The 25,811-nt window shown below is 61.7% G+C and carries 25 protein-coding genes and 1 pseudogene; 10 read left to right on the top strand and 16 right to left on the bottom strand.

Annotation, left to right across the window (positions count from 1 at the left end; translation table 11 throughout):
- Positions 1-18 precede the first annotated feature (18 nt).
- A complete protein-coding gene (locus tag MKZ87_RS20380; protein ID WP_003177284.1) occupies positions 19-507 on the top strand; it encodes an Lrp/AsnC ligand binding domain-containing protein in 489 nt (162 codons plus the stop codon).
- Between the two features lie 4 nt (positions 508-511).
- Here the strand turns inward: MKZ87_RS20380 and MKZ87_RS20375 are convergent, their stop codons facing one another.
- Positions 512-865, bottom strand: coding sequence for a YkgJ family cysteine cluster protein (locus tag MKZ87_RS20375; RefSeq protein WP_085696843.1), 354 nt, complete (start codon positions 863-865; stop codon positions 512-514).
- 145 nt (positions 866-1,010) lie between these two features.
- On the opposite strand from MKZ87_RS20375, the gene MKZ87_RS20370 reads away from it, so the two are divergent.
- A complete protein-coding gene (locus MKZ87_RS20370; protein WP_085696842.1) occupies positions 1,011-2,321 on the top strand; it encodes an NAD(P)/FAD-dependent oxidoreductase in 1,311 nt (436 codons plus the stop codon).
- 108 nt (positions 2,322-2,429) lie between these two features.
- Here MKZ87_RS20370 and MKZ87_RS20365 read toward each other — a convergent pair whose 3' ends face one another.
- The gene (locus tag MKZ87_RS20365; RefSeq protein WP_085696841.1) at positions 2,430-2,675 is read right to left on the bottom strand and encodes a DUF1127 domain-containing protein; all 246 of its coding nucleotides are present in this window, start codon (positions 2,673-2,675) and stop codon (positions 2,430-2,432) included.
- A gap of 179 nt (positions 2,676-2,854) precedes the next feature.
- Here MKZ87_RS20365 and MKZ87_RS20360 point away from each other — a divergent pair, with 179 nt between their 5' ends.
- The gene (locus tag MKZ87_RS20360) at positions 2,855-4,276 is read left to right on the top strand and encodes a PLP-dependent aminotransferase family protein (RefSeq protein WP_085696840.1); all 1,422 of its coding nucleotides are present in this window, start codon (positions 2,855-2,857) and stop codon (positions 4,274-4,276) included.
- On the opposite strand, the gene MKZ87_RS20355 is transcribed toward MKZ87_RS20360, so the two are convergent.
- The 8 genes from MKZ87_RS20355 to MKZ87_RS20320 all read right to left on the bottom strand — a co-directional run bounded on the left by MKZ87_RS20355 (position 4,273) and on the right by MKZ87_RS20320 (position 13,399).
- Complete coding sequence (locus tag MKZ87_RS20355) at positions 4,273-4,800, bottom strand: hypothetical protein (protein ID WP_266201902.1); 528 nt, start codon at positions 4,798-4,800, stop codon at positions 4,273-4,275. The two genes, MKZ87_RS20360 and MKZ87_RS20355, sit on opposite strands and share 4 nt — an antisense overlap.
- 13 nt (positions 4,801-4,813) lie before the next feature.
- Complete coding sequence (locus MKZ87_RS20350; protein ID WP_266201901.1) at positions 4,814-7,237, bottom strand: fimbria/pilus outer membrane usher protein; 2,424 nt, start codon at positions 7,235-7,237, stop codon at positions 4,814-4,816.
- Positions 7,237-7,947, bottom strand: a complete 711-nt coding sequence (locus MKZ87_RS20345) for a fimbria/pilus chaperone family protein (RefSeq protein ID WP_266201900.1) — start codon at positions 7,945-7,947, stop codon at positions 7,237-7,239. Before MKZ87_RS20345 ends, MKZ87_RS20350 begins: the two co-directional genes overlap by 1 nt.
- 101 nt (positions 7,948-8,048) lie before the next feature.
- Positions 8,049-8,699, bottom strand: coding sequence for a DUF1120 domain-containing protein (locus MKZ87_RS20340; RefSeq protein ID WP_085696836.1), 651 nt, complete (start codon positions 8,697-8,699; stop codon positions 8,049-8,051).
- A 221-nt stretch (positions 8,700-8,920) separates the two neighbouring features.
- On the bottom strand, positions 8,921-9,463 hold the full coding sequence (locus MKZ87_RS20335; RefSeq protein ID WP_227233907.1) for a hypothetical protein: 543 nt from the start codon (positions 9,461-9,463) through the stop codon (positions 8,921-8,923).
- A gap of 13 nt (positions 9,464-9,476) precedes the next feature.
- The gene (locus MKZ87_RS20330; protein WP_266201899.1) at positions 9,477-11,900 is read right to left on the bottom strand and encodes a fimbria/pilus outer membrane usher protein; all 2,424 of its coding nucleotides are present in this window, start codon (positions 11,898-11,900) and stop codon (positions 9,477-9,479) included.
- Complete coding sequence (locus tag MKZ87_RS20325; RefSeq protein ID WP_266201898.1) at positions 11,900-12,607, bottom strand: fimbria/pilus chaperone family protein; 708 nt, start codon at positions 12,605-12,607, stop codon at positions 11,900-11,902. Before MKZ87_RS20325 ends, MKZ87_RS20330 begins: the two co-directional genes overlap by 1 nt.
- Positions 12,608-12,736: 129 nt before the next feature.
- Positions 12,737-13,399: a DUF1120 domain-containing protein gene (locus MKZ87_RS20320; protein WP_085696832.1), complete on the bottom strand. Its 663-nt coding sequence runs from the start codon at positions 13,397-13,399 to the stop codon at positions 12,737-12,739.
- Between the two features lie 344 nt (positions 13,400-13,743).
- Between MKZ87_RS20320 and MKZ87_RS20315 the strand changes: the two genes are divergently transcribed.
- Positions 13,744-15,312, top strand: coding sequence for a phospholipase D family protein (locus MKZ87_RS20315; RefSeq protein WP_085696831.1), 1,569 nt, complete (start codon positions 13,744-13,746; stop codon positions 15,310-15,312).
- A gap of 21 nt (positions 15,313-15,333) precedes the next feature.
- On the opposite strand, the gene MKZ87_RS20310 is transcribed toward MKZ87_RS20315, so the two are convergent.
- Positions 15,334-16,479, bottom strand: a complete 1,146-nt coding sequence (locus tag MKZ87_RS20310; RefSeq protein WP_085696830.1) for an MFS transporter — start codon at positions 16,477-16,479, stop codon at positions 15,334-15,336.
- Positions 16,480-16,662: 183 nt separating this feature from the next.
- Positions 16,663-18,156, bottom strand: coding sequence for an aldehyde dehydrogenase (locus MKZ87_RS20305; protein ID WP_085696828.1), 1,494 nt, complete (start codon positions 18,154-18,156; stop codon positions 16,663-16,665).
- A gap of 235 nt (positions 18,157-18,391) precedes the next feature.
- Here MKZ87_RS20305 and MKZ87_RS20300 point away from each other — a divergent pair, with 235 nt between their 5' ends.
- Both MKZ87_RS20300 and MKZ87_RS20295 read left to right on the top strand, forming a co-directional pair.
- On the top strand, positions 18,392-18,754 hold the full coding sequence (locus MKZ87_RS20300) for a cupin domain-containing protein (RefSeq protein ID WP_085696827.1): 363 nt from the start codon (positions 18,392-18,394) through the stop codon (positions 18,752-18,754).
- An 81-nt stretch (positions 18,755-18,835) separates the two neighbouring features.
- A complete protein-coding gene (locus MKZ87_RS20295) occupies positions 18,836-19,051 on the top strand; it encodes a hypothetical protein (protein ID WP_266201897.1) in 216 nt (71 codons plus the stop codon).
- 155 nt (positions 19,052-19,206) lie between these two features.
- On the opposite strand, the gene rpmG is transcribed toward MKZ87_RS20295, so the two are convergent.
- The 3 genes from rpmG to MKZ87_RS20280 form a co-directional block, all read right to left on the bottom strand.
- Positions 19,207-19,362 (bottom strand): 50S ribosomal protein L33, encoded by a 156-nt coding sequence (rpmG, locus tag MKZ87_RS20290; protein ID WP_003177274.1) that lies wholly within the window; start codon positions 19,360-19,362, stop codon positions 19,207-19,209.
- 11 nt (positions 19,363-19,373) lie between these two features.
- On the bottom strand, positions 19,374-19,607 hold the full coding sequence (rpmB, locus tag MKZ87_RS20285; RefSeq protein WP_003177273.1) for a 50S ribosomal protein L28: 234 nt from the start codon (positions 19,605-19,607) through the stop codon (positions 19,374-19,376).
- A gap of 199 nt (positions 19,608-19,806) precedes the next feature.
- Positions 19,807-19,974 (bottom strand): hypothetical protein, encoded by a 168-nt coding sequence (locus MKZ87_RS20280; RefSeq protein WP_266201896.1) that lies wholly within the window; start codon positions 19,972-19,974, stop codon positions 19,807-19,809.
- 79 nt (positions 19,975-20,053) lie between these two features.
- Between MKZ87_RS20280 and MKZ87_RS20275 the strand changes: the two genes are divergently transcribed.
- Positions 20,054-21,640 (top strand): ABC transporter substrate-binding protein, encoded by a 1,587-nt coding sequence (locus MKZ87_RS20275; protein WP_085696825.1) that lies wholly within the window; start codon positions 20,054-20,056, stop codon positions 21,638-21,640.
- Between the two features lie 36 nt (positions 21,641-21,676).
- Here the strand turns inward: MKZ87_RS20275 and radC are convergent, their stop codons facing one another.
- Positions 21,677-22,351 (bottom strand): RadC family protein, encoded by a 675-nt coding sequence (gene radC, locus MKZ87_RS20270; protein WP_085696824.1) that lies wholly within the window; start codon positions 22,349-22,351, stop codon positions 21,677-21,679.
- A 135-nt stretch (positions 22,352-22,486) separates the two neighbouring features.
- On the opposite strand from radC, the gene coaBC reads away from it, so the two are divergent.
- From coaBC to MKZ87_RS20255, 3 genes and pseudogenes are all read left to right on the top strand, one after another.
- Positions 22,487-23,695 carry a bifunctional phosphopantothenoylcysteine decarboxylase/phosphopantothenate--cysteine ligase CoaBC gene (gene coaBC / locus MKZ87_RS20265; protein ID WP_085696823.1) on the top strand — a complete coding sequence of 403 codons (1,209 nt, stop codon included), beginning with the start codon at positions 22,487-22,489 and terminating at the stop codon, positions 23,693-23,695.
- Positions 23,696-23,700: 5 nt separating this feature from the next.
- Positions 23,701-24,156: a dUTP diphosphatase gene (dut, locus tag MKZ87_RS20260; RefSeq protein ID WP_085702322.1), complete on the top strand. Its 456-nt coding sequence runs from the start codon at positions 23,701-23,703 to the stop codon at positions 24,154-24,156.
- A 262-nt stretch (positions 24,157-24,418) separates the two neighbouring features.
- Positions 24,419-25,795: pseudogene (locus MKZ87_RS20255) on the top strand (phosphomannomutase/phosphoglucomutase); the annotation flags it as partial.
- Between the last annotated feature and the right edge of the window lie 16 nt (positions 25,796-25,811).

Here is a 25,811-nt window from a genome sequence, read left to right as displayed (position 1 = left end):
CACGGAGGCGCATCCCCTATGCGTACCAACACTCAGACCAAACGTGAGCTGGACAAGATCGACCGCAACATCTTGCGGATTCTGCAGGCGGACGGGCGGATTTCATTCACCGAACTGGGCGAGAAGGTCGGGCTCTCCACCACGCCGTGTACCGAGCGGGTGCGGCGCCTGGAGCGTGAGGGAATCATCATGGGCTACAACGCCCGCCTGAATCCGCAGCACTTGAAGGGTAGCCTGCTGGTGTTCGTCGAGATCAGCCTCGACTACAAATCCGGCGATACTTTCGAAGAGTTCCGACGTGCGGTGCTGAAGTTGCCCCACGTGCTGGAGTGCCATCTGGTGTCAGGGGATTTCGACTATCTGGTGAAGGCACGGATTTCCGAGATGGCCTCGTACCGCAAGCTGCTGGGCGACATCCTGCTCAAGCTGCCGCACGTACGTGAATCCAAGAGCTACATCGTGATGGAAGAAGTGAAAGAGAGCCTGAGCCTGCCGATTCCGGACTGAACGCTCAGACCAGCACCTGTCGGTTTTCCGCCATGTACTCGAACACCTGCTTCTCGACCCTTGGGTGAATCAGCTCCACCGGCCGCCGGCCGTTGGGGCACGGCAAGGTCTGGGTCGTTCCGAACAACCGACAGATCAACGGCCGCTCGTCATACACCGTGCAGCCATTCGGCCCCAGGTGCACACAGTTGAGTGCTTCCATGGCCGCGTCCTGCTCGGCGCGCGTCTTGCGCGGGAGGCGGGACATTTCCTCGGGTGAGGTGGTCACCGGCCCGCAACAGTCATGGCAGCCTGGCACGCACTCGAACGTGGGAATCTGCTGACGCAGGGTGCGGATTTTCTGACTGTTGCAGCTCATTGCAGCATTAACCGGAGCGAAATAGGCGGCAATTGTGCCGCAAAAGCCGTGTTCCAGACACCACGGGCCGACCAATGTTGCCCGGCCTCGGGCCTGCGGCTTATGCTCCGTCAAATTTTCTCGACACCCGCTCAGGATGACGCCCATGAATGCCCGCGCCCAAGCCACCGCGAGCCAGCACCACGTTGCCTCTTACTACGCCGCCAGCAGCCTGCCGCAACCCGACCATCCGGTGCTGCAAGGTGAACTGATCGCCGACGTGTGCGTGGTCGGTGGCGGTTTCTCCGGGCTGAACACCGCGCTGGAATTGGCTGAACGGGGCTTGAGCGTGGTGCTGCTGGAAGCGCACCGGATCGGCTGGGGCGCCAGCGGTCGCAACGGCGGGCAACTGATTCGCGGGGTCGGTCATGGCCTCGATCAGTTCGCCAACGTGATCGGCGCCGACGGCGTGCGGCAGATGAAACTCATGGGCCTGGAAGCGGTGGAAATCGTCCGCCGGCGCGTCGAGAAATTTCAGATCCCCTGCGACCTGACCTGGGGTTACTGCGACCTCGCCAACAAACCCTCCGACCTGGAAGGTTTTGCCGAAGACGCCGAAGAGTTGCGCAGCCTCGGTTATCGCCATGAAACACGTCTGCTGCAGGCGAACGAGATGCACACCGTGGTCGGTTCCAGACGCTACGTAGGCGGTTTGATCGACATGGGTTCCGGGCATCTGCACCCGCTGAACCTGGCACTCGGCGAAGCCGCCGCGGCGCAGCAAGCGGGGGTGAAACTGTTCGAGCAATCGGCGGTGACCCGCATCGATTACGGCCCCGAAGTCCGCGTGCACACCGCGCAAGGCTCGGTGCGGGCAAAAACCCTGGTACTCGGCTGCAATGCCTATCTCAACAATCTGAATCCACAACTCAGCGGCAAGGTGCTGCCGGCCGGCAGCTACATCATCGCCACCGAACCGCTGAGCGAGGAGCAGGCCCACAACCTGCTGCCGCAGAACATGGCGGTCTGCGACCAGCGAGTGGCGCTCGACTACTACCGGCTCTCGGCGGACCGGCGCCTGCTGTTCGGCGGCGCGTGCCATTACTCCGGGCGTGACCCGAAGGATATCGGCGCGTACATGCGGCCGAAGATGCTCGAAGTCTTTCCGCAACTGGCCTCGGTGAAGATCGATTATCAGTGGGGCGGGATGATCGGCATCGGCGCCAACCGTCTGCCGCAGATTGGCCGGCTCGCCGACCAGCCGAATGTGTATTACGCCCAGGCCTATTCCGGTCACGGCGTGAATGCCACGCACCTGGCGGGCAAGCTGCTGGCCGAGGCCATCAGCGGCCAGCACGGCGGTGGCTTCGACCTGTTCGCCAAAGTGCCACACATCACCTTCCCCGGCGGCAAGCATCTTCGTTCGCCGCTGCTGGCGTTGGGGATGTTGTGGCATCGCCTTAAAGAGCTGGTGTGAGCTCGTTCCCACGCTCCTGCGTGGGAATGCATCCAGTGACGCTCTGCGTCACAGCGGACGCGGAGCGTCCGGGGCGGCGTTCCCACGCAAAGCGTGGGAACGATCCCTCTAAATCCGCCAGAACGGCTTCAACCCCTCCTCCAGCGCCTGTTCGCGGGTCAGCCCGATATCCTTGAGCTGTTCCGGCGTCAGGCGCAGCAACGCCTTGCGCGTGTGCAGACGATGCCAGAACAGACCCCAGCGACTCAGGCCGGACGGTGCGTTGCGCAGGATCTCATTGCGCGCGTTGTCCTGTTGCCCAGCCTCCAGTTCCTGACTGTGTAACGTCAGCCGCACATCGCTCAAGCCGTTCATTTTTGTCGCTCCTGTTTACTTGGGTAGCCAGAGATTCCATGATGCGCGGGCGAGCAAAAGCATTACAGATTCAACACATCTGTATTATTTCCATACAGATTTGTTGTTCCCGAGACTGAATTGTCGATTTACGCCGCATCTGTACTGGTTTTTCGAATCATCTGCATCGAGGCAGTGCCATGACCCTGTACGTGAACCTTGCCGAACTGCTCGGCACCCGCATCGAACAAGGCTTCTACCGTCCTGGTGATCGCCTGCCGTCGGTGCGCGCCCTGAGCGTGGAACACGGGGTCAGCCTGAGCACGGTGCAGCAGGCCTATCGAATGCTGGAAGACAGCGGACTGGCCACGCCCAAACCCAAGTCCGGGTACTTCGTGCCGGTGGGTCGCGAGTTGCCGGAACTGCCGGCGGTCGGGCGTCCGGCGCAACGGCCGGTGGAGATTTCCCAGTGGGATCAGGTGCTGGAACTGATTCGCGCCGTGCCGCGCAAGGACGTGGTGCAACTCGGTCGCGGCATGCCGGATATCTCGTCACCGACGATGAAACCGCTGCTGCGCGGCCTGGCCCGTATCAGCCGCCGTCAGGACATGCCCGGTCTGCATTACGACAACATCCACGGCACCCTCGAACTGCGCGAACAGATCGCCCGGCTGATGCTCGATTCCGGCTGCCAGTTGAGCGCCAGCGATCTGGTGGTCACCACCGGTTGCCACGAAGCGCTGTCCACCAGCATCCACGCGATCTGCGAGCCCGGCGACATCGTCGCGGTGGATTCACCAAGCTTTCACGGCGCCATGCAGACCCTCAAGGGACTGGGCATGAAAGCGCTGGAAATCCCCACCGACCCGCTCACCGGCATCAGCCTCGAAGCCTTGGAACTGGCGTTGGAGCAATGGCCGATCAAGGTCATCCAGCTCACGCCCAACTGCAACAACCCGCTTGGCTACATCATGCCGGAGTCGCGTAAACGCGCCCTCCTCACCCTGGCCCAGCGCTTCGACGTGGCGATCATCGAGGACGATGTGTATGGCGAACTGGCCTACACCTATCCACGTCCGCGCACGATCAAATCCTTCGACGAAGATGGCCGTGTCTTACTGTGCAGTTCGTTTTCCAAGACTCTCGCGCCGGGGCTGCGCATCGGCTGGGTCGCGCCCGGTCGCTATCTCGAACGGGTGCTGCACATGAAATACATCAGCACCGGTTCTACAGCCCCACAGCCGCAGATCGCCATCGCCGAATTTCTCAAGGCCGGGCACTTCGAGCCACATTTGCGGCGGATGCGCACGCAATACCAGCGCAATCGCGACGTGATGATTGACTGGGTGACCCGATATTTCCCGGCCGGCACCCGCGCCAGCCGCCCGCAGGGCAGCTTTATGCTCTGGGTCGAATTGCCGGAAGGTTTCGATACGCTGAAACTGAATCGTGCGCTGCACGACCAGGGCGTACAGATTGCCGTCGGCAGCATCTTTTCCGCCTCCGGCAAGTACCGCAATTGCCTGCGCATGAACTACGCGGCCAAACCGACAGCGCTGATCGAAGAGGCGGTGCGCAAAGTCGGCGCGGCCGCGATCAAGCTGTTGGCCGAGGCCGATTAATCCACCGTAAAGGCGCCCTGACCTTCAAACCGCACCGGTTCGACGGGGCGGCTTGAGGCGTCATCCACCCGCGCATCAAGCTCCATCTCCACTTCCAGCAGACTGCCCCGGGCACCGGTGTCCGCCCGCCACGGGACGACGCGGATCCCCGGGCGCAGAACATCGCCTTCGACCGATTGACCGCTGTCCAGCCGCCAATGCACCGCCACACCATCGAGACGCACTGCCACGATACGCAGTTGCAGCGTGCCCGTCGCCCAACGGAAACGCTGCGGATCGGCCGGGGGCGCGACAAATGCCCAGCGCATCAAGCGCACGTCGGGGCACTGCACCCGCAAATGCACGCTGCGCAGGCCGAAGCCCGGCCCCCGGCCATCGAGCGCCGTGCGTTGCAGCAGGTCGGCGCGCGTTGCGCTACCCAGGTTGATGCTCGCCGACGACAGGCTCGACTGACACGTTTCGGCGCCTGACGCCGGTTCAACTACCAGGCACAGCAACACGACCAGAAACAGCAGAAATTTCATCAGATGCACTCGTTCAGGACAGTTCGGCCGGGGCGCAGGTGGCATCGACCCGCTCGATCAGTGCGCTGTCTTCAGGGGATTCGGAAAGCGGGAAACGCAACGAGCACCGCGTGTTGTCAGGGAGCTGCACATGCAGGCGCTGACCCGCTTTTGCGTCAGGCAGAAAAATCGTTCCGCCGTCCTGGACCGTTGTCAGGTAGCGGCCCTGTTCATCGTGAACACTCAACCCCTTGGCCAGCCATTGCCGGTCGACGGTCATGGCGTTGAGCAACAGGCGCCGGACCGTGACGAGCGAGAAGTCCAGATGCTGCACCGATCCGCGGGCGGGCTGCACCTGCTTCACCCCGTCGAGCACTTCAACGTTGCGCGACAGGCTTCGCGGGTCGACTTCCAGCCGTGCGGTCGACCAGGCCGGCAGATTCGCCGCGACTGCGTGGCCCGAGCCATCGGTCCAGACCGGACCTTGAGGCGTGTGCAGTTTCACGCCCGATCGGTCACCGGCCTTGAGAACGCCGAAGGTATCGCGCAGGGGATAGGGCGACAACGTTGCGCCATCGCGATGCAGCGCTACACCACCGCGCAGCCCCACGTCGTAATCGGTCGCGCCGGATCGCTGGCCGACGCCTGCGTCGAGGCTGGTGTAGCGCGGCAGTGCATTGAAGCGCACGCCATAACTGGCCGCAGTCTCATCGCGGTATTCAGCGTTGGCGTTGTAAGCCAGGTTTTCACCCAGTACGTCGCTGACGGCCACGCCCCGGCGCAGGCCGGATCGATCATCACGGCGCAAATAACCCCGCAACCTTCGCTGGCCTCCGAGCGCCATTCCCAGCGTCAGGTAGGCGGAGTTGCCCAGGCGATCGGGCGCCGCATCGCCAATGGCGCGTTCCAGGTTCAACGACAGGCTGATGCGCTCAGGCCATGTGCGAGACCACGACAGGCCAAGACGCGACTGCGCCGGTTCACCCTGGGTCGAATAGCGTGACCAGGTCGCCCCGAATGCGCCCCATTGATCCGCCGACCCCGTGACAGAAAAAACCAGGTGATCGCGACCGGGGGATTCGGCGCGGTGAAGGTCTTGATCCCAACCGGTGTCAGACAGCGTGCGAAAGTTCCGGCTCTGGCGCACCGCAACCAGACTCGTCGACAGGCTCTCGGACAACGGCGCACCGAGCGTCAATTGCGTCTGGCTGCCCTTCACGCCACGGGAGCGTTCATCGGACAACACCTGCTTCACGCCCAGTGCATAGCCACCGGCCCACTGCCGTTGCAGGCCCCAGCCAGCCGACAGGTAGTCGGTTGCCCCCAGTACACCGGCGGTCAGTCGGGTGGCCTGTCCCCAATCCCAATCCTTGCTGATCGCGGTGAAAGAAGGTGTCGGTCGGTCGTCCGAGCCCAACCGTCGCACCGTACCCAGCGCAAAGTTGAACCCGCTCGGCCCGGCCCATTGCGCTTCGTGAAGGCTGGCCGCCGGCACGCGCAAGCGCCGCGCCTGCCCATCCTGTTCGTGGACGGTCACGTCCAGATCAATCCGGTTGCTCAGCAACGGCAGCGCTCGCAGCGTGAACGGCCCACTCGGCACCATGGTGGTGTAGATCATCACGCCGTTCTGCCGGACTTCGATGCGAGCCGGCGAATAGGCAACGCCTTCCACTTGCCCGCGCGCACCGTCCTGCGCCGTTCGCAACTGGGCGAATGCCGCTTCCGGCACGATCTGCACACCGTCGAACGACTCGCCGGCAAACAAGGTCGATGCGAGATTCAATTGCCCGATCTGCAGACTGGCCTCGGCGTCCTCCAGGGTTCGCGCACCGTAGGCATACAAGTGCTCGAACCGCGAGTTGCCGGAAGTCGACGTATAGGACTGCCGACTGCGCAGCACCCAGTCACCGGCATTCAGGCCGACCTCCGAGCCCAGGCTCTGAAACCTGTCGTCCCGGCCTTCTTGCTGGCTGCCGACCAGCAACGCGTCGTAGTTGAAAACGCCGGCCGTACCGCCATGAGCGAAATTGATGGGCGCACGCGCCGGCAACATCAGGCTGTCGGTCGGCACCAGCAGATCAATCAGCTCGCGCCCCGGATCCAGTTGCGCGACCGCTTCGGGAAATCCCTCCGTCAGCGTCATGCATTGTTCCGGTTGCAGCCCGGCCATCGAAGCTGGTGGACGCACGCCCGCAGCGTTCATCCACTGGGTGTGCAAACACAATTCGCCGCGCTCGTTGAATGTCATCCGTACACGGCCTCTGGCCTGCCCGTTGACCTCAAGCGCCACGGAATGCTCGCCTTGGGTGAAACGCGGCGCCTCACGAAAGTACGCCGCCAGCGCAGGATCGATGCCGCGGTCTCTCAACACGCGGGCGTCGAACTCCAACGGTTCGGCCGCCAGCGCGGTGCCGTTGGCCGCGATCAGCAACACGCCCCAACGAGCGCAGACCTTCATCAGCGAGTAACCGGCGCGTCGTAATGGTCGACCGCAAAGCCGTAAGTCGTGGCCGGGAAGATCCTGACCGCCATCGTCTGGGTCGAGGTGTGCAGTGGCAGCTCAGCGTGCAAGCGCTCACCGGGCAGGATGTGGGTCTTGGGCAGATTCACCGAAAGGGTGCCCGGCAAAGGCACAATGGTTTTCGCCAGTCGGACCACATAGGGGCTCGGATTGACGACCTGCACACCCGAGGCGTCCATTGACCAGGTCAACCGTTTCCATGGCTCGCGCTCGATCGGCAAACCGGCAGGACGCAGAATCACCGGCAGGTTCTGGCGTACACCGAGAGCAACCCGCGCTCCGGCGGCGTCACTGGTCGGGCTGATCCCCTCGAAGATCACCCGCTTCAGGCGCTCGGTCTTCAACGGTTGCCGGTTTTGCAGAATGAATCGCACTTGCTGAATGCCGCCCGGCTCGACCCGGGCAATGGGCGGGGTGAAGATCAGCAGTACGTCGTCACTGTCTTCGATGTTTTCAACGGTGGTGTGCAGCAATGCGGGATGCGTGTCGGTATTGCGCACGTTCATCACCGCTTCACCCATGCCCTCCTCCACCAGCAGCACCGGCGTCTGCGGAACCATTCCGGCGGCATGGGCCAGCGGCATTGAAAACCATGCGGACAGGCACAGCAGTGCCGTCTTCAGAGCAGACTTGAAAGAAATGAGCATCGGGATAATCCGTGAAATCCTGAATGCGATCCGGCAGGCGCCGGATCGCGCTCGCGTGTACCCGCCAGTCCCGGTGCCTGAGGGACGCCGGGACGCGGCCGTCAGAGGTAGAACATGTCGAACGTCACGGAGCCGTCCAGCGGGATTTCGTTGGCAATCGGCAGGGCGTTGCTTGGGCCGATGATCGGCAGCAGATGCATCGGGAAACCGTGGTGGCGGGCAGCGACCGGACCGGTCGCGGCGCTGGCGCCCCACGAGTACAACTGCGGCGCATTGCTGACCAGCGTACTGTTCGGCACACGCCATGCCGGGGCCGCCAGCGTCCGGGTCAGCAATGTCTGGGCATTGCCGTCGGTCTCTGGAATACCGTGACGCAAGGCGAAACCACCAATACGCGTACCGCCGATTTCGCCCAGCCCGTAAAACAGCGCCGGATCGCTCTGGCCAGTACCATCACTGATGCCCGGCAGTTTGGTGCCGGCGCGGTTGTCACGCACAGACACTTCCACGGGCGCCGGCGCATCGCAATTGATGTGCAGGGACACATCGCGACCGGGCAACAGGGTCTGGGTGGTCGGATTCAGCGTCGCCGCCGAAATCTTGCGCAGGTCCACCGTGCTGCCACCGGCAAATGCCGGAATGCAGGAGGTCGGGATAATGGTGCCGATGACATTCAGGTCAACGCTTTCTGCCATTGCGATTGTTGGCAGCAGCGCCGCCGCCAGTACTGCAAGACGGTATGTCTTTTTCATAAGCCGTAATCTTCCATTTGATTGACAGTTCAGTCCCTGCAAACCAGGTATGTAATTAAGCGGGATGATGATTGCGGCTTATGAGAGATAAATCTGTAGGAAACGGGAGCGCTCAAATAGTGAAATTACGACTGGTTGAATAGGCAATTTGTACTCAGTGGCGGAATCCTACATTTCTGTGGCGAGATGCTTCGTACCGCCATGCCTCCCGAGTCCAGGTTTCAGTACGCGTTAAAGCGCACATCGATTTCGAACCGGGTCAGATCGGCAACCCGGGTCTGCGCTGACCCGACCCGCCCTTCAAGTTCCACTTCAACGTCCATGCGCTGACCTTCCAGTGCAACCCCCGCCCGCGCTGGAATCAGGCTTTGCCCGGCGGGCCAGACGGCCACTCCGGAGGCGACACCCGGTTCAAAGCCAAGCCACTGCACGGCTTTGCCATCCACCCGAACAGCCAGCACATGGACCCTCAACGTCCCTGCGCCAAACCGATAGTCCACGGCATCCGCTGCCGGCGCCGCCAGATCGAGTCGCAGCGCAGCTGGCCGTTCACATTGAACGGTGATCTGCACCCGCCGGCGCCCGAAACTCAACAGGTCATTTTCCAGGGGCTGTTGCAGCAACTGGCCGCGCGTCATCGCACCAAAATCGATGGAAGGCTGCCCCAGCCTGACTGCACAGCCCGACTGCGCCTGTGCCGGCTCGGCGGTGAACACGGTACTCAGCAACGCCAGACCTATCGTGGCGCTATTCAAACGATGCATGGTGACTGACTCCTTAAACCGCGTGGCAGGTGGCATGCGCTGTTTCGTACAGTGCTTGCGTATCGGGTTGTTCGCCGAGGCTGTAGGCCAACCGGCAGCGACTGCCATCGGGCAGCACCACGTGCAAAATCGTGTCTGGCCGGGCATCGGGCAGAAAGATCGTGCCGGCCTCCAATACGTTGGTGATGTACTGCCCCTGCGCGTCGAAAACAGCTCCGCCCTTGCGCAAAAGAACGTTATCGGCGGTGCGCGCCTGCAACAGCAGACGACGTGCGGTGACCATGTCGAACGCCAGATACGCCACCGCGCCACGTCCGGCTTCGACTTCCTGAAAAGCGTTGTGCACATCGATGTTGCGCCCCAGGCTGGCCGTGTCGAGCTCGACGCGGCCTCTGCTGTATGCCGGCAGACTGGCCGCCACGGCGTGCCCGGAATAGTCGGTCCAGACCGGGCCGCGCGGGGTGTTCAACTTGACGCCCGCGCTGTCACCGGCCTTGAGCAAGGCGAAGGTTTCGCGCAGCGGATAAGGCGACAAAGTCACGCCGTCACTGTGTACCAGCGCACCGCCGCGAAGGCCGATGTCATAGTTCCGGTTGCCGGCGCCGCTGCGGGAATAGCCCATGTCCATCTGACTGTAACGGGGCAAAAGGTTGACCCGCCCGTTGAACCCGGCGCTGCCGTCATCCGGTCGCTCGGCTCCGATGCTGTAGGCCAGGGTGTCGCTGAGTTGTTCATTGAAGCGCAGACCGCTACGCGTACCGCTCACGTCGTCGTTGCGCACATAACCGTTCAACGTCTGGCGCCCGCCCAACGGCAGACTGACACTCAGATAGGCCGCGGTGCCACGAGCATCGTTGGAGGCCCCGGCGACATCCCGTTCAACCGTAAATGTCACATTGGTCCGCCGAATGCTCTGCGACCAGGCCAGGGCGACTCTGGAAGTGGCCGTCCCGTCGAACATGGAAAACCGCGAGTAACTGGTGGAAAAGCCTCCGTACAGCGGACTGCTGGTGCTGAGGTTTGCCGTCAGTTGATTGCGTACTCGCTGGAACGGTCGCTCATTGCGCGAATCCCAAGTGGTGTCCGACAGTGTGCGGAAACCCCGTGTTTGTCGGGTCAGCGCAACACTTGTCGACAACCTTTCATTCAACCGACCGCTGGCGGTCCACTGCAATTGCGTGCCGGACACAGCCTCATCCTGTGCCCGGGAAATCACCTGCCGGCCACCGAGTACCCAGCGATCGCCGACGCCGCCCTGCAATGCCCAGCCCAGCGACTCATAACCCGTACCGAACATGACGCCGGCCGTGATCTGCCCGCGCGGCCCCCACAGCCAGTCCTTGCTGGCTGAAACGAAGGACGGCGCATCACGCTCGTCACCGGCATAGCGCCGCACCTGCCCGGCGGCCAGCGCATAACCTGCCGCCCTGCCCGTCATTGCGTCTCGCAACTGCGTCGCCGGCACAATGAAACGCCGTTGCTGACCGTCCTCTTCATGCACCGTCACTTCCAGATCCACGCTCTGGCTGAGCAACGGCAATCCCACCAAAGTGAACGGCCCGCCGGGCACCACGGTGGTGTAGATCAGCGCACCGTTCTGGGTTACTTCGATCCGCGCGGCGGAATAGGCGATGCCTTCAACCCGCGCACCGGCGCTGTCATCGTCCAGCGCGATCAGGGCCAATTCCGGTTGCACCTGCAACCCGTTGAACGCCTCACCGGAAAACAGCGGCGAGACCATGTTCAACTGACCCAGTTGCAGATTGGCCCGGTAGCGTTCCGAGGTGTGCGAGGCGTAGGCATACAAATGCTCGAGACGATCCTGTCCGTCGAACTCGCTGTACACCTGGCGGCTGCGAAACGACCAGTCCGCCGTATTCAGGCCCAGCTCGGCATTCAGATTGCGAAATTGCGAAGACTGACCGGCGAAACGACTGTCCAGCAGCAAGGCGTCGTAGTTGAACAGGCCTGCCGTGCCACCGTTGAGGAAACTGCGACCGGCCGGGCGATCAGGCACCAGCGCATCGGTGGGCAACAGCAATGCGATGTGCTCCTGCGTCGGATCGACCTGTACCACCGCGTCCGGAAAATACCGGGCGAACAGCTCGCATCCCGATCCGCCCGCCGGTTCGAGGCGATGCGCCAACCGGATGCCGCCCCGCTCCAGAAGGGACGGCGTGAAACACAACTCGCCTTCGGCATCGAACGCCACCTGCACCCGCCCCTTCGCAACCCCATTGACCGACAGCGCGACGGCCTGCACGCCCTCGCGAAAACGCGGTGCCTGGCTGAAATATTCGGCCAGACGCGGATCCAGCCCACGGGACTTGAGCACGTCCTGGTTGAACTGCACGGGCAGACCCTCGGCGCTTCTGGCGACACCGGCGGTACCGAGAGCGATGATCAACGCCGCACCGGCCAGACAACTTCGATGCATTAATCCGTCACCAAAGGAGCATCGAAGTGCGCAATGGCGAAACCGTAGGTGGTCACTGGAAACAGCCGCACCTGAAGTGGCGCATGACTCGGATCAGGCGTTCCGCTCAAGGTCAGTTGCTCGCCGGGCAGCACATAGGTGCGACCCAGATCCATCTCCTTCCAGCCCGGCAGCAGCGTCACCGAATGGCCCAGCCGCACCACGTACGGGCTGGGATTGCGCACCTGGATGTCTGCGCCTTGTCGCGACCACACCAGATGCTTCCAGGGCTCGCGGTCGACCGGCAGATTCGCCGGACGCAGGATCACCGGAATGTTCTGCCGCACGCTCAGACTCACTTGCGCCTTGCCCGTCGAGTCCTGCGGCGCGATGCCCTCGAAGATCACGCGCTTCAGACGCTCAGTCTTCAAGGGTTGTGCGCTGCGCAGAATGAAACGCACACGCTGCGTCGCACCAGCCTCGACCCGTGCGACCGGCGGGGTCAGCAACAGCAATGACTCGGTGTCTTGCGGCACGTCTTCGACAGACGTGTGCAGCAGCGCGGGATGCGACTCGCTGTTGAACACATTGATGCCGGCCTCACCCACACCTTCGTCGAGCACAACGACAGGCGTCTCGGGAACCATTCCCGCCGCCCGGATCGAGCCGGGCACCCACAAGGAAACCAGCAGCACACTGGCGATGGCTTTTCGCAAAAAGGCGTTCATGACGTTGTCCACGGGCGAGCGCGCAGCCGGCATCCATGCCGGGCCACAGGCCAGCCGATTACATTGATTGGAACGGACAGGCCCGGAAGCGACCGGTGCCTGTCGATTAGTTGCGCGTTGCGCGCGGTGTCAGAGGTAGAGCAGCTCGAACGTTGCCGAGCCATTGAGCGCGATGTCAGAAGTGATCGGCAGGTTCACCGACGGGCCGATGACCGGCACCAGCGTCATGGGAAAGGTGTGCACGACGCCCGGCGTCGGGCCTGCGGCCAGGGATGCGCCCCACGAATAACGAAGATTGCCGCCCTCGGCATTCTTTCCCACCAGCGTTGCGGTATCCGGAGAGTCCCAGTTGGTCATGCCCCCTTGCTTGTACATGATCATCGACGGCTTGCCATCGACTGTGGGGGTACCGTATCGCAGGCCGTAACCACCGATCTTGGTGCCCGCCACCTCGCCGATTCCGTAGATGTACAAAGCCCAATCGGTGCCATCGATGACGATACCTTGCAGTTGGGTATGGGCCTGATTGTCATGCACCTTGATGGCCATGGGCGCGGAGGCCGAGCAACTTACATTCAGCGTGACATTGTGGTTGGTCAGTTCGGTCTGACTGTCGCGGTTCAGTGCCGCGGCGGAAATATTCCCCAGATCCACCGTGTTACCGCCGGTGAAGGCCGGCGTACACGTGGTCGGGATGATTTTGCCGGTGATGGTCAGGTCTGCACCGGCGGCCATGGCCAGTGCCGGACTCAGGGCACTGGCGACAGCGATTGCACGAAAGGTCTTGCGCATGAAAATTCTCACTCCATAAGAATCGAAAGATGACGGCCAGCTGCGCTTCTTCTGCTGAAAAACAGGAAATTTCCTGCCTCAGAATCAGCGCCGCCATTATTCAGATTGCTTCCTGACAGCGATGTAAGGCGAGGGAGTAATGCGCGCTGGAAAAATCGCTGTGGGGTGTAGCTGATGTGAGCCGGAAAAATCCTCAAATTGTTTAAGAAAAGGCGTCCTGCCGACAGTCATAAGCTACAAGCCGCTCTGTTTCAGGGATCGGATTAACTGCCCTCTCGAACAGGCAACAGGCGGCGTGCACCGTGCCATACTCCAGACCTCGCCCACACCCGGAACCATCCGACTTGAGCTCCAGACACTTCCTGCCGCTTGTACTGCTGCCCGCCCTGGTTCTCGCCGGGTGCGCCTCACTGGATGTCCCGCGCGAACCGAGCCAGGCATTGCCCGCCTCCGACTCCGCGTTCGGCCGTTCGATCCAGGCTCAGGCTGCGCCCTACAAGGGCCAGTCCGGCTTTCGCCTGCTGTCCAACAGCACCGAAGCCTTCACCGCCCGCGCCGAGCTGATCCGCAACGCTCAACGCAGCCTCGACTTGCAGTACTACATCGTCCATGACGGCATCAGCACCCGCATGCTGGTGGAAGAAGTGTTGAAGGCTGCCGACCGTGGCGTGCGGGTGCGAATCCTGCTGGACGACACCACCAGCGACGGCCTCGACCTGATCATTGCGACTCTGGCAGCGCATCCGCAGATCCAGATCCGCCTGTTCAATCCGCTGCACCTGGGGCGCAGCACCGGCGTGACCCGGGCGGCGGGACGCCTGTTCAACCTGTCGCTGCAACACCGGCGGATGCACAACAAGTTGTGGCTGGCGGACAACAGCGCGGCCATCGTCGGCGGGCGCAATCTGGGCGACGAATACTTCGATGCCGAGCCCAACCTGAACTTCACCGATATCGACATGCTCAGTGTCGGGCCGGTCGCCGAGCAGCTCGGGCACAGTTTCGACCAGTACTGGAACAGCGCCCTGAGCAAGCCGATCGACGAGTTCCTTTCCAGCAAACCATCAGCCAAAGACCTGCAGAACACCCGCACGCGCCTGGAAGAATCCCTGGAAGAAACCCGCAAACAGAATCATGCGCTGTATCAGCAGTTGATGACCTACCGCACCGACCCGCGCATGGATATCTGGCGCAAAGAGCTGATCTGGGCCTGGAACCAGGCGCTGTGGGACGCGCCGAGCAAGGTGCTGGCCAAGGATGAACCCGATCCGCAATTGCTGCTGACGACCCAACTGGCACCGGAGCTGACGGGTGTCAGCAAAGAACTGATGATGATTTCCGCCTATTTCGTGCCGGGGCAGCCAGGGCTGGTTTACCTGACCGGCCGCGCCGATGCCGGCGTAGCGGTGAGCCTCTTGACCAACTCGCTGGAAGCCACCGACGTGCCGGCGGTGCACGGCGGTTATGCGCCCTATCGCAAGGCGCTGCTGGAACATGGCGTGAAGCTCTTTGAGCTGCGGCGCCAGCCTGGGGATAACTACGGCAGCGGCCCGCACCTGTTTTACAGCAAGTCCTATCGCGGCTCGGATTCGAGTCTGCACAGCAAGGCGATGATCTTCGACGGCAAAAAATCGTTCATCGGCTCGTTCAATTTCGACCCGCGCTCGGTACTGTGGAATACAGAGGTCGGTGTGCTGGTGGACAGCCCCGAACTGGCGGCTCACGTGCGCGAGCTGGCCTTGCAGGGCATGGCGCCAGCACTGAGTTACGAAGCCAAACTGCAGGACGGAAAAGTGGTGTGGGTCACCGAGGACAACGGCCAGATGCACACGCTGACCAAGGAACCGGGCAGTTGGTGGCGACGCTTCAATGCGTGGTTCAGCACCACCGTGGGACTGGAGCGGATGCTGTAGCAGCCCGCTCCAACCGGCACATCAAGCGGGCTCCGGCACCTTGCCGAACGCCCCTTGCCGCGACAACAGAATCACCAGCCCGAACGCCCCGGCCGCCATCAGCCACGGCAACGCGTGACCGCTGATCCACTGGCTGCCCGCGCCCGCCATCAACGGCCCGATCAGGCAACCGACGCCCCACAGCTGCGCGACATGCGCATTGGCGCGCACCAGCGCATCGTCGCGGTAGCGCTCGCCGATCAGGATCAGCGACAGGGTGAACAAGCCACCGGCACTGGCGCCGAACAGCACCCACAGCGGCCAGATCAGCAAAGTGTCGAGCAGCATCGGGATCGCCAGACTCGACAGCATCAGCACCACGGCGCAGCCGGTGAACAAAGTCCGGCGCGACAGGTAGTCGGCCAACGCACCAATGGGCAATTGCAGGAGCGCATCGCCCACCACCACGGTGCTGACCATCGCCAGCGCAATCTCTGCGGTGAAACCCTGTTGCAGGCAATACACCGGCAACAGCGTCAGGATCATCGCTTCGAACGCGGCGAACAGCGACACCGCCCAGGCGATGGCCGGCAGTTCACGAGCGAAACCCCACAGATCGCCGAAGGTCACGCTGCTGGCCTCGCTGCTTGGCGCGCCGCTGCGGCCCAGCAGCAGAAACGGCGAAGCGATCAGCAGACCGACACCCACCCAGAAACCGTAATCGTGATCGGTGCCGAGTGCGCCCAACAGCAACGGACCGGACAGTTGGCTCAACGCGTAACTGCTGCCATACAGCGCGACCAATCGCCCGCGCCAGTGCTCGACCACCAGTTGATTGATCCAGCTCTCGCCGAGAATAAACACGATGGTCAGGGCCACGCCGATCATCAGCCGCAGCACCAACCAGATCGGGTAGCTCGGCAGCAACGCCAGCAGGCCGATGGACAGCGCCCCGGCCCACAGACACAGGCGCATCAGGTTCGCCGTACCGAAGCGCGCCGCCAGATGACTGGAGATCTTCGCCCCCAGCAACACACCGATGGCCGGCATCGCCGCCATCACGCCGATGGCGAACGAGCCGTAGCCCCAACCCTCCAGACGCAACGACACCAGCGGCATGCTGACGCCGAGGGCCAGGCCAACACTCAAGACAGACGCCAACACGGCGAAATACGTCGCCCAACGCATGGTCCACGCTCCTGTGGATAATTTTTATGTGCACCCCAAAACACTGTGGGAGCGAGCGTGCTCGCGATAACGGTTTCACATTCAGCCGATGTGCTGATGGATACACCACTAACGCGAGCAAGCTCACTCCCACAGGGATCTTTGTATCGTTCGCGGCCCGCCTGAGCAGGCTCCGTCAACGGTTTACAGCTTGATCCAGGTTGCCTTCAGCTCGGTGTATTTGTCGAACGCGTGCAGCGACTTGTCGCGACCGTTGCCCGACTGCTTGAAGCCGCCGAACGGTGCGGTCATGTCGCCGCCATCGTACTGGTTGACCCACACGCTACCGGCACGCAGGGCCTTGGCGGTCAGGTGCGCCTTGGAAATGTCCTGGGTCCAGACCGCTGCCGCCAAACCGTAAGGCGTGTCGTTGGCGATGTTGATCGCTTCCTCGGCGGTATCGAAGGCAATGACCGACAGCACCGGGCCGAAGATCTCTTCCTGGGCAATCTTCATCGCGTTGCTCACGCCGTCGAAGATCGTCGGCTCGACGTAGGTGCCACCGGTTTCCTGAAGGATGCGCTTGCCGCCGGCCACCAGTTTGGCGCCGTCGGTGTGTCCCGACTCGATGTAGGACAGCACGGTGTTCATCTGCTGGGTGTCGACCAGCGCACCCACGTTGGTGGCCGGATCCAGCGGGTTGCCCGGTTTCCAGGCTTTCAGCGCCTCGATCACCATCGGCAGGAATTTGTCCTTGATCGAACGCTCGACCAGCAGACGTGAACCTGCGGTGCAGACTTCACCCTGGTTGAAGGCGATGGCGCTGGCGGCGGATTCGGCGGCGGCTTGCAGGTCCGGCGCATCGGCGAACACGATGTTCGGGCTCTTGCCGCCGGCTTCCAGCCACACGCGTTTCATGTTCGATTCGCCGGAATAGATCATCAGTTGCTTGGCGATCTTGGTCGAACCGGTGAACACCAGGGTGTCGACATCGTTATGCAGCGCGAGCGCCTTGCCGACGGTGTGTCCGTAGCCCGGCAGAACGTTCAGCACGCCTTTCGGAATACCGGCTTCAACGGCCAGTTCGGCGATGCGGATGGCGGTCAGCGGGGATTTTTCCGACGGCTTGAGGATCACCGAGTTACCGGTCGACAGGGCCGGGCCGAGTTTCCAGCAGGCCATCATCAGCGGGAAGTTCCACGGCACGATGGCACCGACTACGCCCACAGGCTCGCGGGTTACCAGACCCAGTTGGTCGTGTGGGGTGGCGGCGACTTCGTCGTAGATCTTGTCGATCGCTTCACCGCTCCAGCTCAGGGCTTGGGCGGCACCCGGTACGTCGATGTACAGCGAATCGCTGATCGGTTTGCCCATATCGAGGGTTTCGAGCAGGGCCAGTTCTTCGGCGTGCTGCTTGAGCAGGCCGGCGAAACGGATCATGGCGGCTTTGCGTTTGGTCGGCGCCAGGCGCGACCAGACGCCGGAATTGAAAGTGGCGCGGGCGTTTTCCACGGCACGCTGGGCGTCGGCGGCGTCACAGCTGGCAATCTTGCCCAGCAGACGGCCATCGACCGGGCTGATGCACTCGAAGGTCTCGCCGGAGACGGCATCGGTGTACTCGCCATTGAGGTAGGCGCGGCCTTCGATCTTCAGGTCGCGGGCGCGTTGTTCCCAGTCGGCACGAGTCAGGGTGGTCATTCGAGTGTCCTCCTCTTGTTCAATACGAGCGCCGCGATCGTCGCGGTCGTCCTCAGGAATACTGCCCGGCCAGCCTGCTTTTCGGCCCAAGGCACCCGCCACCCTAAACCAGCGGCCGGGGTTGTTTCAATATATTTGACATAAGGCAGTTATACAGCCTTGCGGCGTTCAATTTAATCAACATAGACTTTGACCCTTTCACGCCACCGCGCCGTCATCACGGGAGAAAACAACAATGAACATCCAGAACGTCGTCGACATCAGCCTGACCATGGACCAGGCCGAACGCTATCGCCCGGATCCGGCCAAAGTGCTCAAGGGTGATCCCGAGCAAGCGGTGTTCAATCAGTACGACAGCCCCTGCGGGCAAATGGGCGTTGGCGTGTGGGAAGGTGCGGTGGGTCAGTGGACGGTGAACTACACCGAGCACGAATACTGCGAAATCCTGCAAGGCGTTTCGGTGCTGCGTGACGGCGAAGGCAATGCCAAGACTCTGCGTGTCGGCGACCGCTTCGTGATTCCGGCCGGTTTCCGTGGCACCTGGGAAGTGCTGGAGGCGTGCCGCAAGATTTATGTGATTTTTGAAGACAAAAAATAAATAAATATCGCACGGAGTGCCGGAGAAGAGTGAAAAATCCTGACGTCCACAAAGGACATTCAATCATAAGGATATGAAAACATGACTCAGGAAAACGCATTTCAACTGATCAGCCACCTGATCGGTACTCCCTTTGTACCGGCCGTCAGGGCCTACATCAAGGAGCTCACCGGCTACTCCGTCAAAGATCCAGACGAACAGGAACAGGAACAGGAAGATCTTGAAAACGTCGAGACCCTGATCGTCGACCTCAACCCCATGCGTGGAATTATCTGGTTCAATCTGAACCGAAAATGATCCGACGGATTTGAAACTCCCCCTCTCAAGAAGGCCTGCACCGAAAGGTGCAGGCCTTTTTTGTGGATCAGGATCACGGCAGCGACGACTTTTCGGCAACAAAAAAGGCCCGTATCGTGAGATACGGGCCTTTTTCGTAAGTCGGGAAAAATCAATTACTTGATTTTGCCTTCCTTGTAGATCACGTGCTTGCGAACAACCGGATCATATTTCTTGATCTCGATTTTGTCCGGGGTAGTACGCTTGTTCTTGTCGGTAGTGTAGAAGTGACCAGTACCGGCGCTCGAGATCAAACGAATCAATTCACGCATGATTAGCTCCCTTAAACCTTGCCGTCGCGACGCAGCTCGGCCAGCACAACGCTGATGCCACGCTTGTCGATGATACGCATGCCTTTGGCGGAAACGCGCAGGCGTACGAAACGTTTCTCTTCTTCAACCCAGAAGCGGTGATGCTGCAGGTTCGGCAGGAAACGACGACGGGTTTTGTTGTTTGCGTGGGAAATGTTATTCCCGGTTACCGGACCCTTACCGGTAACTTGACATACTCTAGACATGCCTCAGCCCTCTAAAACCACATGCCCAACCCGGCATGGGTTGGCCGCTTAATCTCTAGTCATTGTGGCGCCAGGCGCCGCGATTCTTTAGAGGTCTTACCGGCTACACCTACAAGCGAAGGAACCGGGCCCCTAGAAAAGAGCGCTGCTTTATACCAGAAAGACCACGGAGCAACAACTTTCCGTGTGCAAAGAATGGTCAAAAAGCCGCTTTTTCTGCCTGCAGACGCCTTGGATAAAGGCTGCCGGCAATTTTTACCATTCGTCGAAGAAAATCGATAATACCCGCTGTCGAGACTTTTCCTGCCGTCGCTTCCGACAAATCCTCAGCCGCGAAGCCGCGAAAATGCAAAAAGGGGATAGTCATTTGCAATCGCGACCACTAGGGTAGGCCTTTTCCAGACTGCACTTGCAGATGGGCCTTCGATCTGTAAAGGAAGCCGACCATGCGCCTCGCTGCCCTCCCCCTGCTCTTCGCCCCGCTGTTACTGAGTCCACTGGCCCAGGCCGCCGCCCTGAGCGTCTGCACCGAGGCCAGTCCCGAAGGGTTCGACGTGGTGCAGTACAACTCGCTGACCACCACCAACGCCTCGGCCGATGTGCTGATGAATCGCCTGGTGGACTTCGACACCGCCAGCGGCAAGGTCGTCCCGAGCCTGGCCGACAGCTGGGAAGTCAGCACCGATGGCCTGACTTATGTCTTCAAGCTGCACCCGCAGGTGAAGTTCCACAGCACCGAGTACTTCAAGCCGACTCGCGAACTGACCGCCGAAGACGTCAAGTTCAGCTTCGACCGCATGCTCGACCCGGCCAACCCGTGGCACAAAGTCGCCCAGAGCGGTTTCCCTCATGCCCAGTCAATGCAACTGCCAACGCTGATCAAAAAGATCGACGCACTGGATCCGCTGACCGTGCGCTTCACCCTCGATCACCCGGACTCGACGTTCCTCGCGACCCTGAGCATGGGTTTCGCCTCCATTTATTCTGCTGAATATGCCGACAAGCTGCTGAAGGCTGGCGCAACCGACAAGTTGAACAGCCAGCCGATCGGCACCGGCCCGTTCGTGTTCAACCGGTTCCAGAAAGACGCTTCGATCCGCTATAAGGCCAACCCGGACTACTTCCGCGGCAAACCGGCGGTGGATCCGCTGATCTTCGCCATCACCCCGGACGCCAACGTGCGCCTGCAAAAGTTGCGGCGTAATGAGTGCCAGATTGCCCTGTCACCCAAGCCATTGGACGTACAGGCCGCAAAAGAAGAACCGACGCTGAAAGTCGAAAAGACTGACGCGTTCATGACCGCATTCGTCGGCATCAACAGTCAGCATCCGCCGCTGGACAAGCCGGAAGTGCGCCAGGCGATCAACCTCGCTTTCGACAAGGCCAACTACCTTAAAGCCGTGTTCGAGGACACCGCCGAAGCCGCCAACGGCCCATATCCGCCGAACACCTGGAGCTACGCGAAGAACCTGCCGGGTTACCCGCACGACGTGGACAAGGCCAAGGCATTGCTGGCCAAGGCCGGACTGAAGGACGGTTTCCAGACCACCATCTGGACGCGCCCGTCCGGCAGCCTGCTCAACCCGAACCCGAGCCTCGGCGCACAACTGCTGCAATCGGATCTGGCGGAAATCGGCATTCAGGCAGAAATCCGCGTGATCGAATGGGGCGAGCTGATCCGTCGTGCCAAGGCTGGCGAGCATGACCTGCTGTTCATGGGCTGGGCCGGTGACAACGGTGATCCGGACAACTTCCTCACCCCGCAGTTTTCCTGCGCGGCGGTGAAGTCCGGCACCAACTTCGCCCGCTACTGCAATGCCGACCTGGACAAACTGATCAGCGCCGGCAAGACCACCAGCGAACAAGGTGTGCGCACCAAGCTGTATGAGCAGGCGCAGGCGCAGATCCAGCAGCAGGCGCTGTGGCTGCCGCTGGCGCATCCGACGGCGTATGCGCTGACGCGCAAGGATGTGCAGGGTTATTCGGTGAGCCCGTTCGGTCGGCAGGATTACTCCAAGGTCACCCTCAAGTAATCCGCCCCGGCTTGCAGCGACTGCAGTCGCTGCAAGCTACATCCAGCCACACTCCGCCATCGACAGTGGTTCCCCGTCACCAACGATGAAGTGATCGAGCACCCGCACGTCGATCAGCTCCAAAGCCTTCTGCAAGCGTTTGGTCAATAATCGATCAGCCTGGCTGGGATCGGTGTTACCTGACGGATGGTTATGGCACAGGATCAGGGCCGCCGCGTTATTGGCCAACGAGCGCTTCACCACTTCGCGGGGATGCACCGCCGTATTGTCGATCGAGCCGCGAAACAGCGTCTCGAAGGTCAGCACTTGATGTTTGGAGTCGAGAAACAGGCAACCGAACACTTCGTGCGGCTCGTGGCGCAGCATCGCCTTGAGGTAATCGCGGACCACCTGTGGATTCTCCAGCGCCGTTTTCTGCCGCATGCGCTCGGCCAGATGTCGCCGCCCCATCTCCAGCACAGCCTGCAGTTGGGCAAACTTCGCCGGCCCCAGGCCCAATTGCTCGCTGAACGCCCCGAGATCAGCCTCCAGCAACGCCCGCAGGCTGCCGAACTGATTCAACAAGTGTCGCGCCAGATCCACCGCGCTTTTACCGGATACGCCGGTTCGGAGAAAAATCGCCAGCAATTCGGCATCGGAAAGACTTCCCGAGCCCTGTTCCAACAGCTTCTCCCGCGGCCTTTCCGCCGCCGGCCAATCGCGAATACTCATACACGTTCCTTGTCTGTGGGCGCCGCTGTTCCATAGCGGTCGCTGTGATATCGTAGCCCATCTTTTTTGCGGGCGAATTCACCCTGGGGAGGGGGTTTCGCCACGCATGTCACCAACGAAATGAAAGGCAGACCTATGCAGCGGCTGTATCGGAAACGCATCGTTCTGGGCGTCGGCGGCGGCATTGCTGCCTACAAGAGCGCCGACCTTGTGCGCCGCCTGATCGATCAGGGCGCCGAAGTGCGCGTGGTCATGACCCGTGGCGGCAGCGAATTCATCACCCCGCTGACCATGCAGGCCCTGTCCGGCCACCCGGTTCACCTGGATCTGCTCGACCCGGCCGCCGAAGCGGCGATGGGCCACATCGAACTGGCCAAGTGGGCCGATCTGGTGCTGATCGCCCCGGCCACCGCCGACCTGCTGGCCCGTCTGGCTCAAGGCATTGCCAATGATTTGCTGACCACGCTGGTGCTGGCCACCGACGCCGTTGTCGCGGTCGCTCCAGCGATGAACCAGGCCATGTGGCGCGACCCGGCGACCCAGGCCAACCTGCAACTCCTTGAAAGCCGTGGCCTGAAGACCTTCGGCCCGGCCTCCGGCAGCCAGGCCTGCGGCGACGTCGGCATGGGCCGCATGATGGAAGCCACCGATCTGGCCCAGCTCGCGGCGGACTGCTTCCAGCGTCAGGCACTGACCGGCAAGCATGTGGTCATCACCGCCGGCCCGACCCAGGAAAACATCGACCCGGTGCGCTACATCACCAACCACAGCTCCGGCAAAATGGGCTTCGCCCTAGCGGAAGCGGCGGTGGAAGCCGGCGCCCGCGTCACGCTGATCAGCGGCCCGGTGCACCTGCCGACGCCGGATCGCGTCACCCGTATCGACGTGGTCAGCGCCCGCGACATGCTCGCCGCGTGCGAAGCCGCGATCCCTTGCGACATCTTTATCGCCTCGGCGGCGGTCGCGGACTACCGTCCGGAAGTCGTCGCCCCACAAAAATTGAAAAAAGATCCTACGAGCGGTGACGGCTTCGTCCTGCAAATGGTGCGCAACCCGGACATCCTGGCCACCATCGCGACCCGTTCCGACCGTCCGTTCAGTGTCGGCTTCGCCGCCGAGACCGAACACCTGCTCGACTACGCTGCACGCAAGCTGAAGGACAAGAATCTCGACCTGATCGTCGCCAACGACGTCGCCAACCCGAGCATCGGTTTCAACAGCGAAGAAAACGCCTGCAGCGTCATCGACCGTGGGCTGCACGCCACGGTTTTCGCCCAGACCAGCAAGAGCAAGATCGCTCGCCAGCTCGTCACCTTTATCGCCGAACGTCTGAACCAGGTTTAATTTACATGCACGCTTTGCAAGCCAAGATCCTCGACCCACGCATCGGTACCGAATTCCCGCTGCCGCAATACGCCACAACGGGCTCCGCCGGCCTCGACCTGCGCGCCATGCTGCAAGAGGACATCGTGATCAAACCGGGTGAAACCGTGCTGATCCCTACCGGGCTGTCGGTGTACATCGGCGATCCGAACCTCGCCGCGTTGATCCTGCCGCGCTCGGGCATGGGCCATAAGCACGGCATCGTGCTGGGCAATCTGGTCGGCCTGATCGACTCCGACTACCAGGGTCCGCTGATGGTGTCCTGCTGGAACCGTGGCCAGACCGAATTCACCATGCCGGTCGGCGAGCGTCTGGCGCAGCTGGTGTTGGTGCCGGTGGTGCAGGCGCACTTCGAAATGGTCGAAGAGTTCGTCGAAACCGAGCGTGGCGCTGGCGGTTTCGGCCATTCCGGCACCAAGTGATCGATTAGAAATCCATCGTGGCGAGTGCGTGTTGCTTGCCACGAAATTCAAAATGTCATCTGCAAGGTTTAGCGCCGAAAATCAAGGCATTGGCAGGCCAAAGCCACGCCGGACAAGGCGTCATGGCCCTTTCACACCACGAACTCTCTGTGAAAACCGCCGTCATACCCTTCAGTTTGAGCTTGCCGTCGAATGAATCGCCGGCGTGTCCAGCCACTTTCGAGATGGAGCATTTTCGCAGATGAGCACCCCCGCCCAAGTCGCCCCGAAGCTTCCCGACAGCATCTTCCGCGCCTACGACATTCGCGGCACCGTGCCGGAATTCCTCAATGCCGAAACCGCCTACTGGATCGGCCGCGCCATTGGCTCCCAAAGCCTGGCCCAGGGCGAACCGAACGTATCCGTTGGCCGTGACGGCCGTCTGTCCGGCCCCGAACTGGTCGCAGAACTGATTCGCGGTATCGCCGAAAGCGGTTGCCACGTCAGCGACGTCGGCCTGGTGCCGACCCCGGCGCTGTACTACGCCGCCAACGTGCTGGCCGGCAAATCCGGCGTGATGCTCACCGGCAGCCACAACCCGTCGAACTACAACGGCTTCAAGATCGTGATCGCCGGCGACACCCTCGCCAATGAGCAGATCCAGGCCCTGCACGAGCGTCTCAAGACCGGCAACCTGAGCAGCGGCACGGGCAGCGTGACCCAGGTCGAAATTCTCGACCGCTACACCACCGAAATCGTCCAGGACATCAAACTGGCCCGGCGCCTGAAAGTCGTGGTCGACTGCGGTAACGGCGCGGCCGGCGTGATCGCCCCGCAACTGATCGAAGCGCTGAACTGCGAAGTCATCCCGCTGTTCTGCGAGGTCGACGGCAACTTCCCGAACCACCACCCGGACCCGGGCAAGCCTGAGAACCTCGTCGACCTGATTGCCAAGGTCAAGGAAACCAAGGCTGACATCGGCCTGGCCTTCGACGGCGACGGCGACCGCGTCGGCGTGGTGACCAACACCGGCACCATCGTGTTCCCGGATCGCCTGCTGATGCTGTTTGCCCGTGACGTGGTGGCGCGCAACCAGGACGCGGAAATTATCTTCGACGTCAAATGCACCCGCCGTCTGATCCCGCTGATCAAGGAATATGGCGGCCGGCCGCTAATGTGGAAGACCGGTCACTCGTTGATCAAAAAGAAAATGAAACAATCCGGCGCGCTGTTGGCCGGCGAAATGAGCGGGCACATTTTCTTCAAGGAGCGCTGGTTCGGTTTCGACGACGGCATTTACAGTGCCGCACGGCTGCTGGAAATCCTCAGCAAGGAAAAATCTTCGGCCGAGGAGCTGTTCGCGACCTTCCCGAACGATATTTCCACGCCGGAAATCAATATCCATGTGACCGAAGAGAGCAAATTCAGCATCATTGATGCACTGCACGATGCGCAGTGGGGCCCAGGCGCCGACCTGACCACCATTGACGGCGTGCGGGTCGACTACGCCAAAGGCTGGGGCCTGGTGCGTGCGTCCAACACCACACCGGTGCTGGTGCTGCGCTTCGAGGCCGATGACGAGGCGGAACTGCAGCGCATCAAGGCTGTGTTCCATGCCCAACTGAAACGCGTTGCACCTGATCTCCAACTACCGTTCTGATTGCTGATTCACCCGG

This window comes from Pseudomonas sp. MCal1 (assembly GCF_026341415.1).
Classification (GTDB): Bacteria; Pseudomonadota; Gammaproteobacteria; order Pseudomonadales; family Pseudomonadaceae; genus Aquipseudomonas.
The sequence above is the reverse complement of the archived record's forward strand: the minus strand, read 5'-3'. Positions and strand labels throughout refer to the sequence as shown.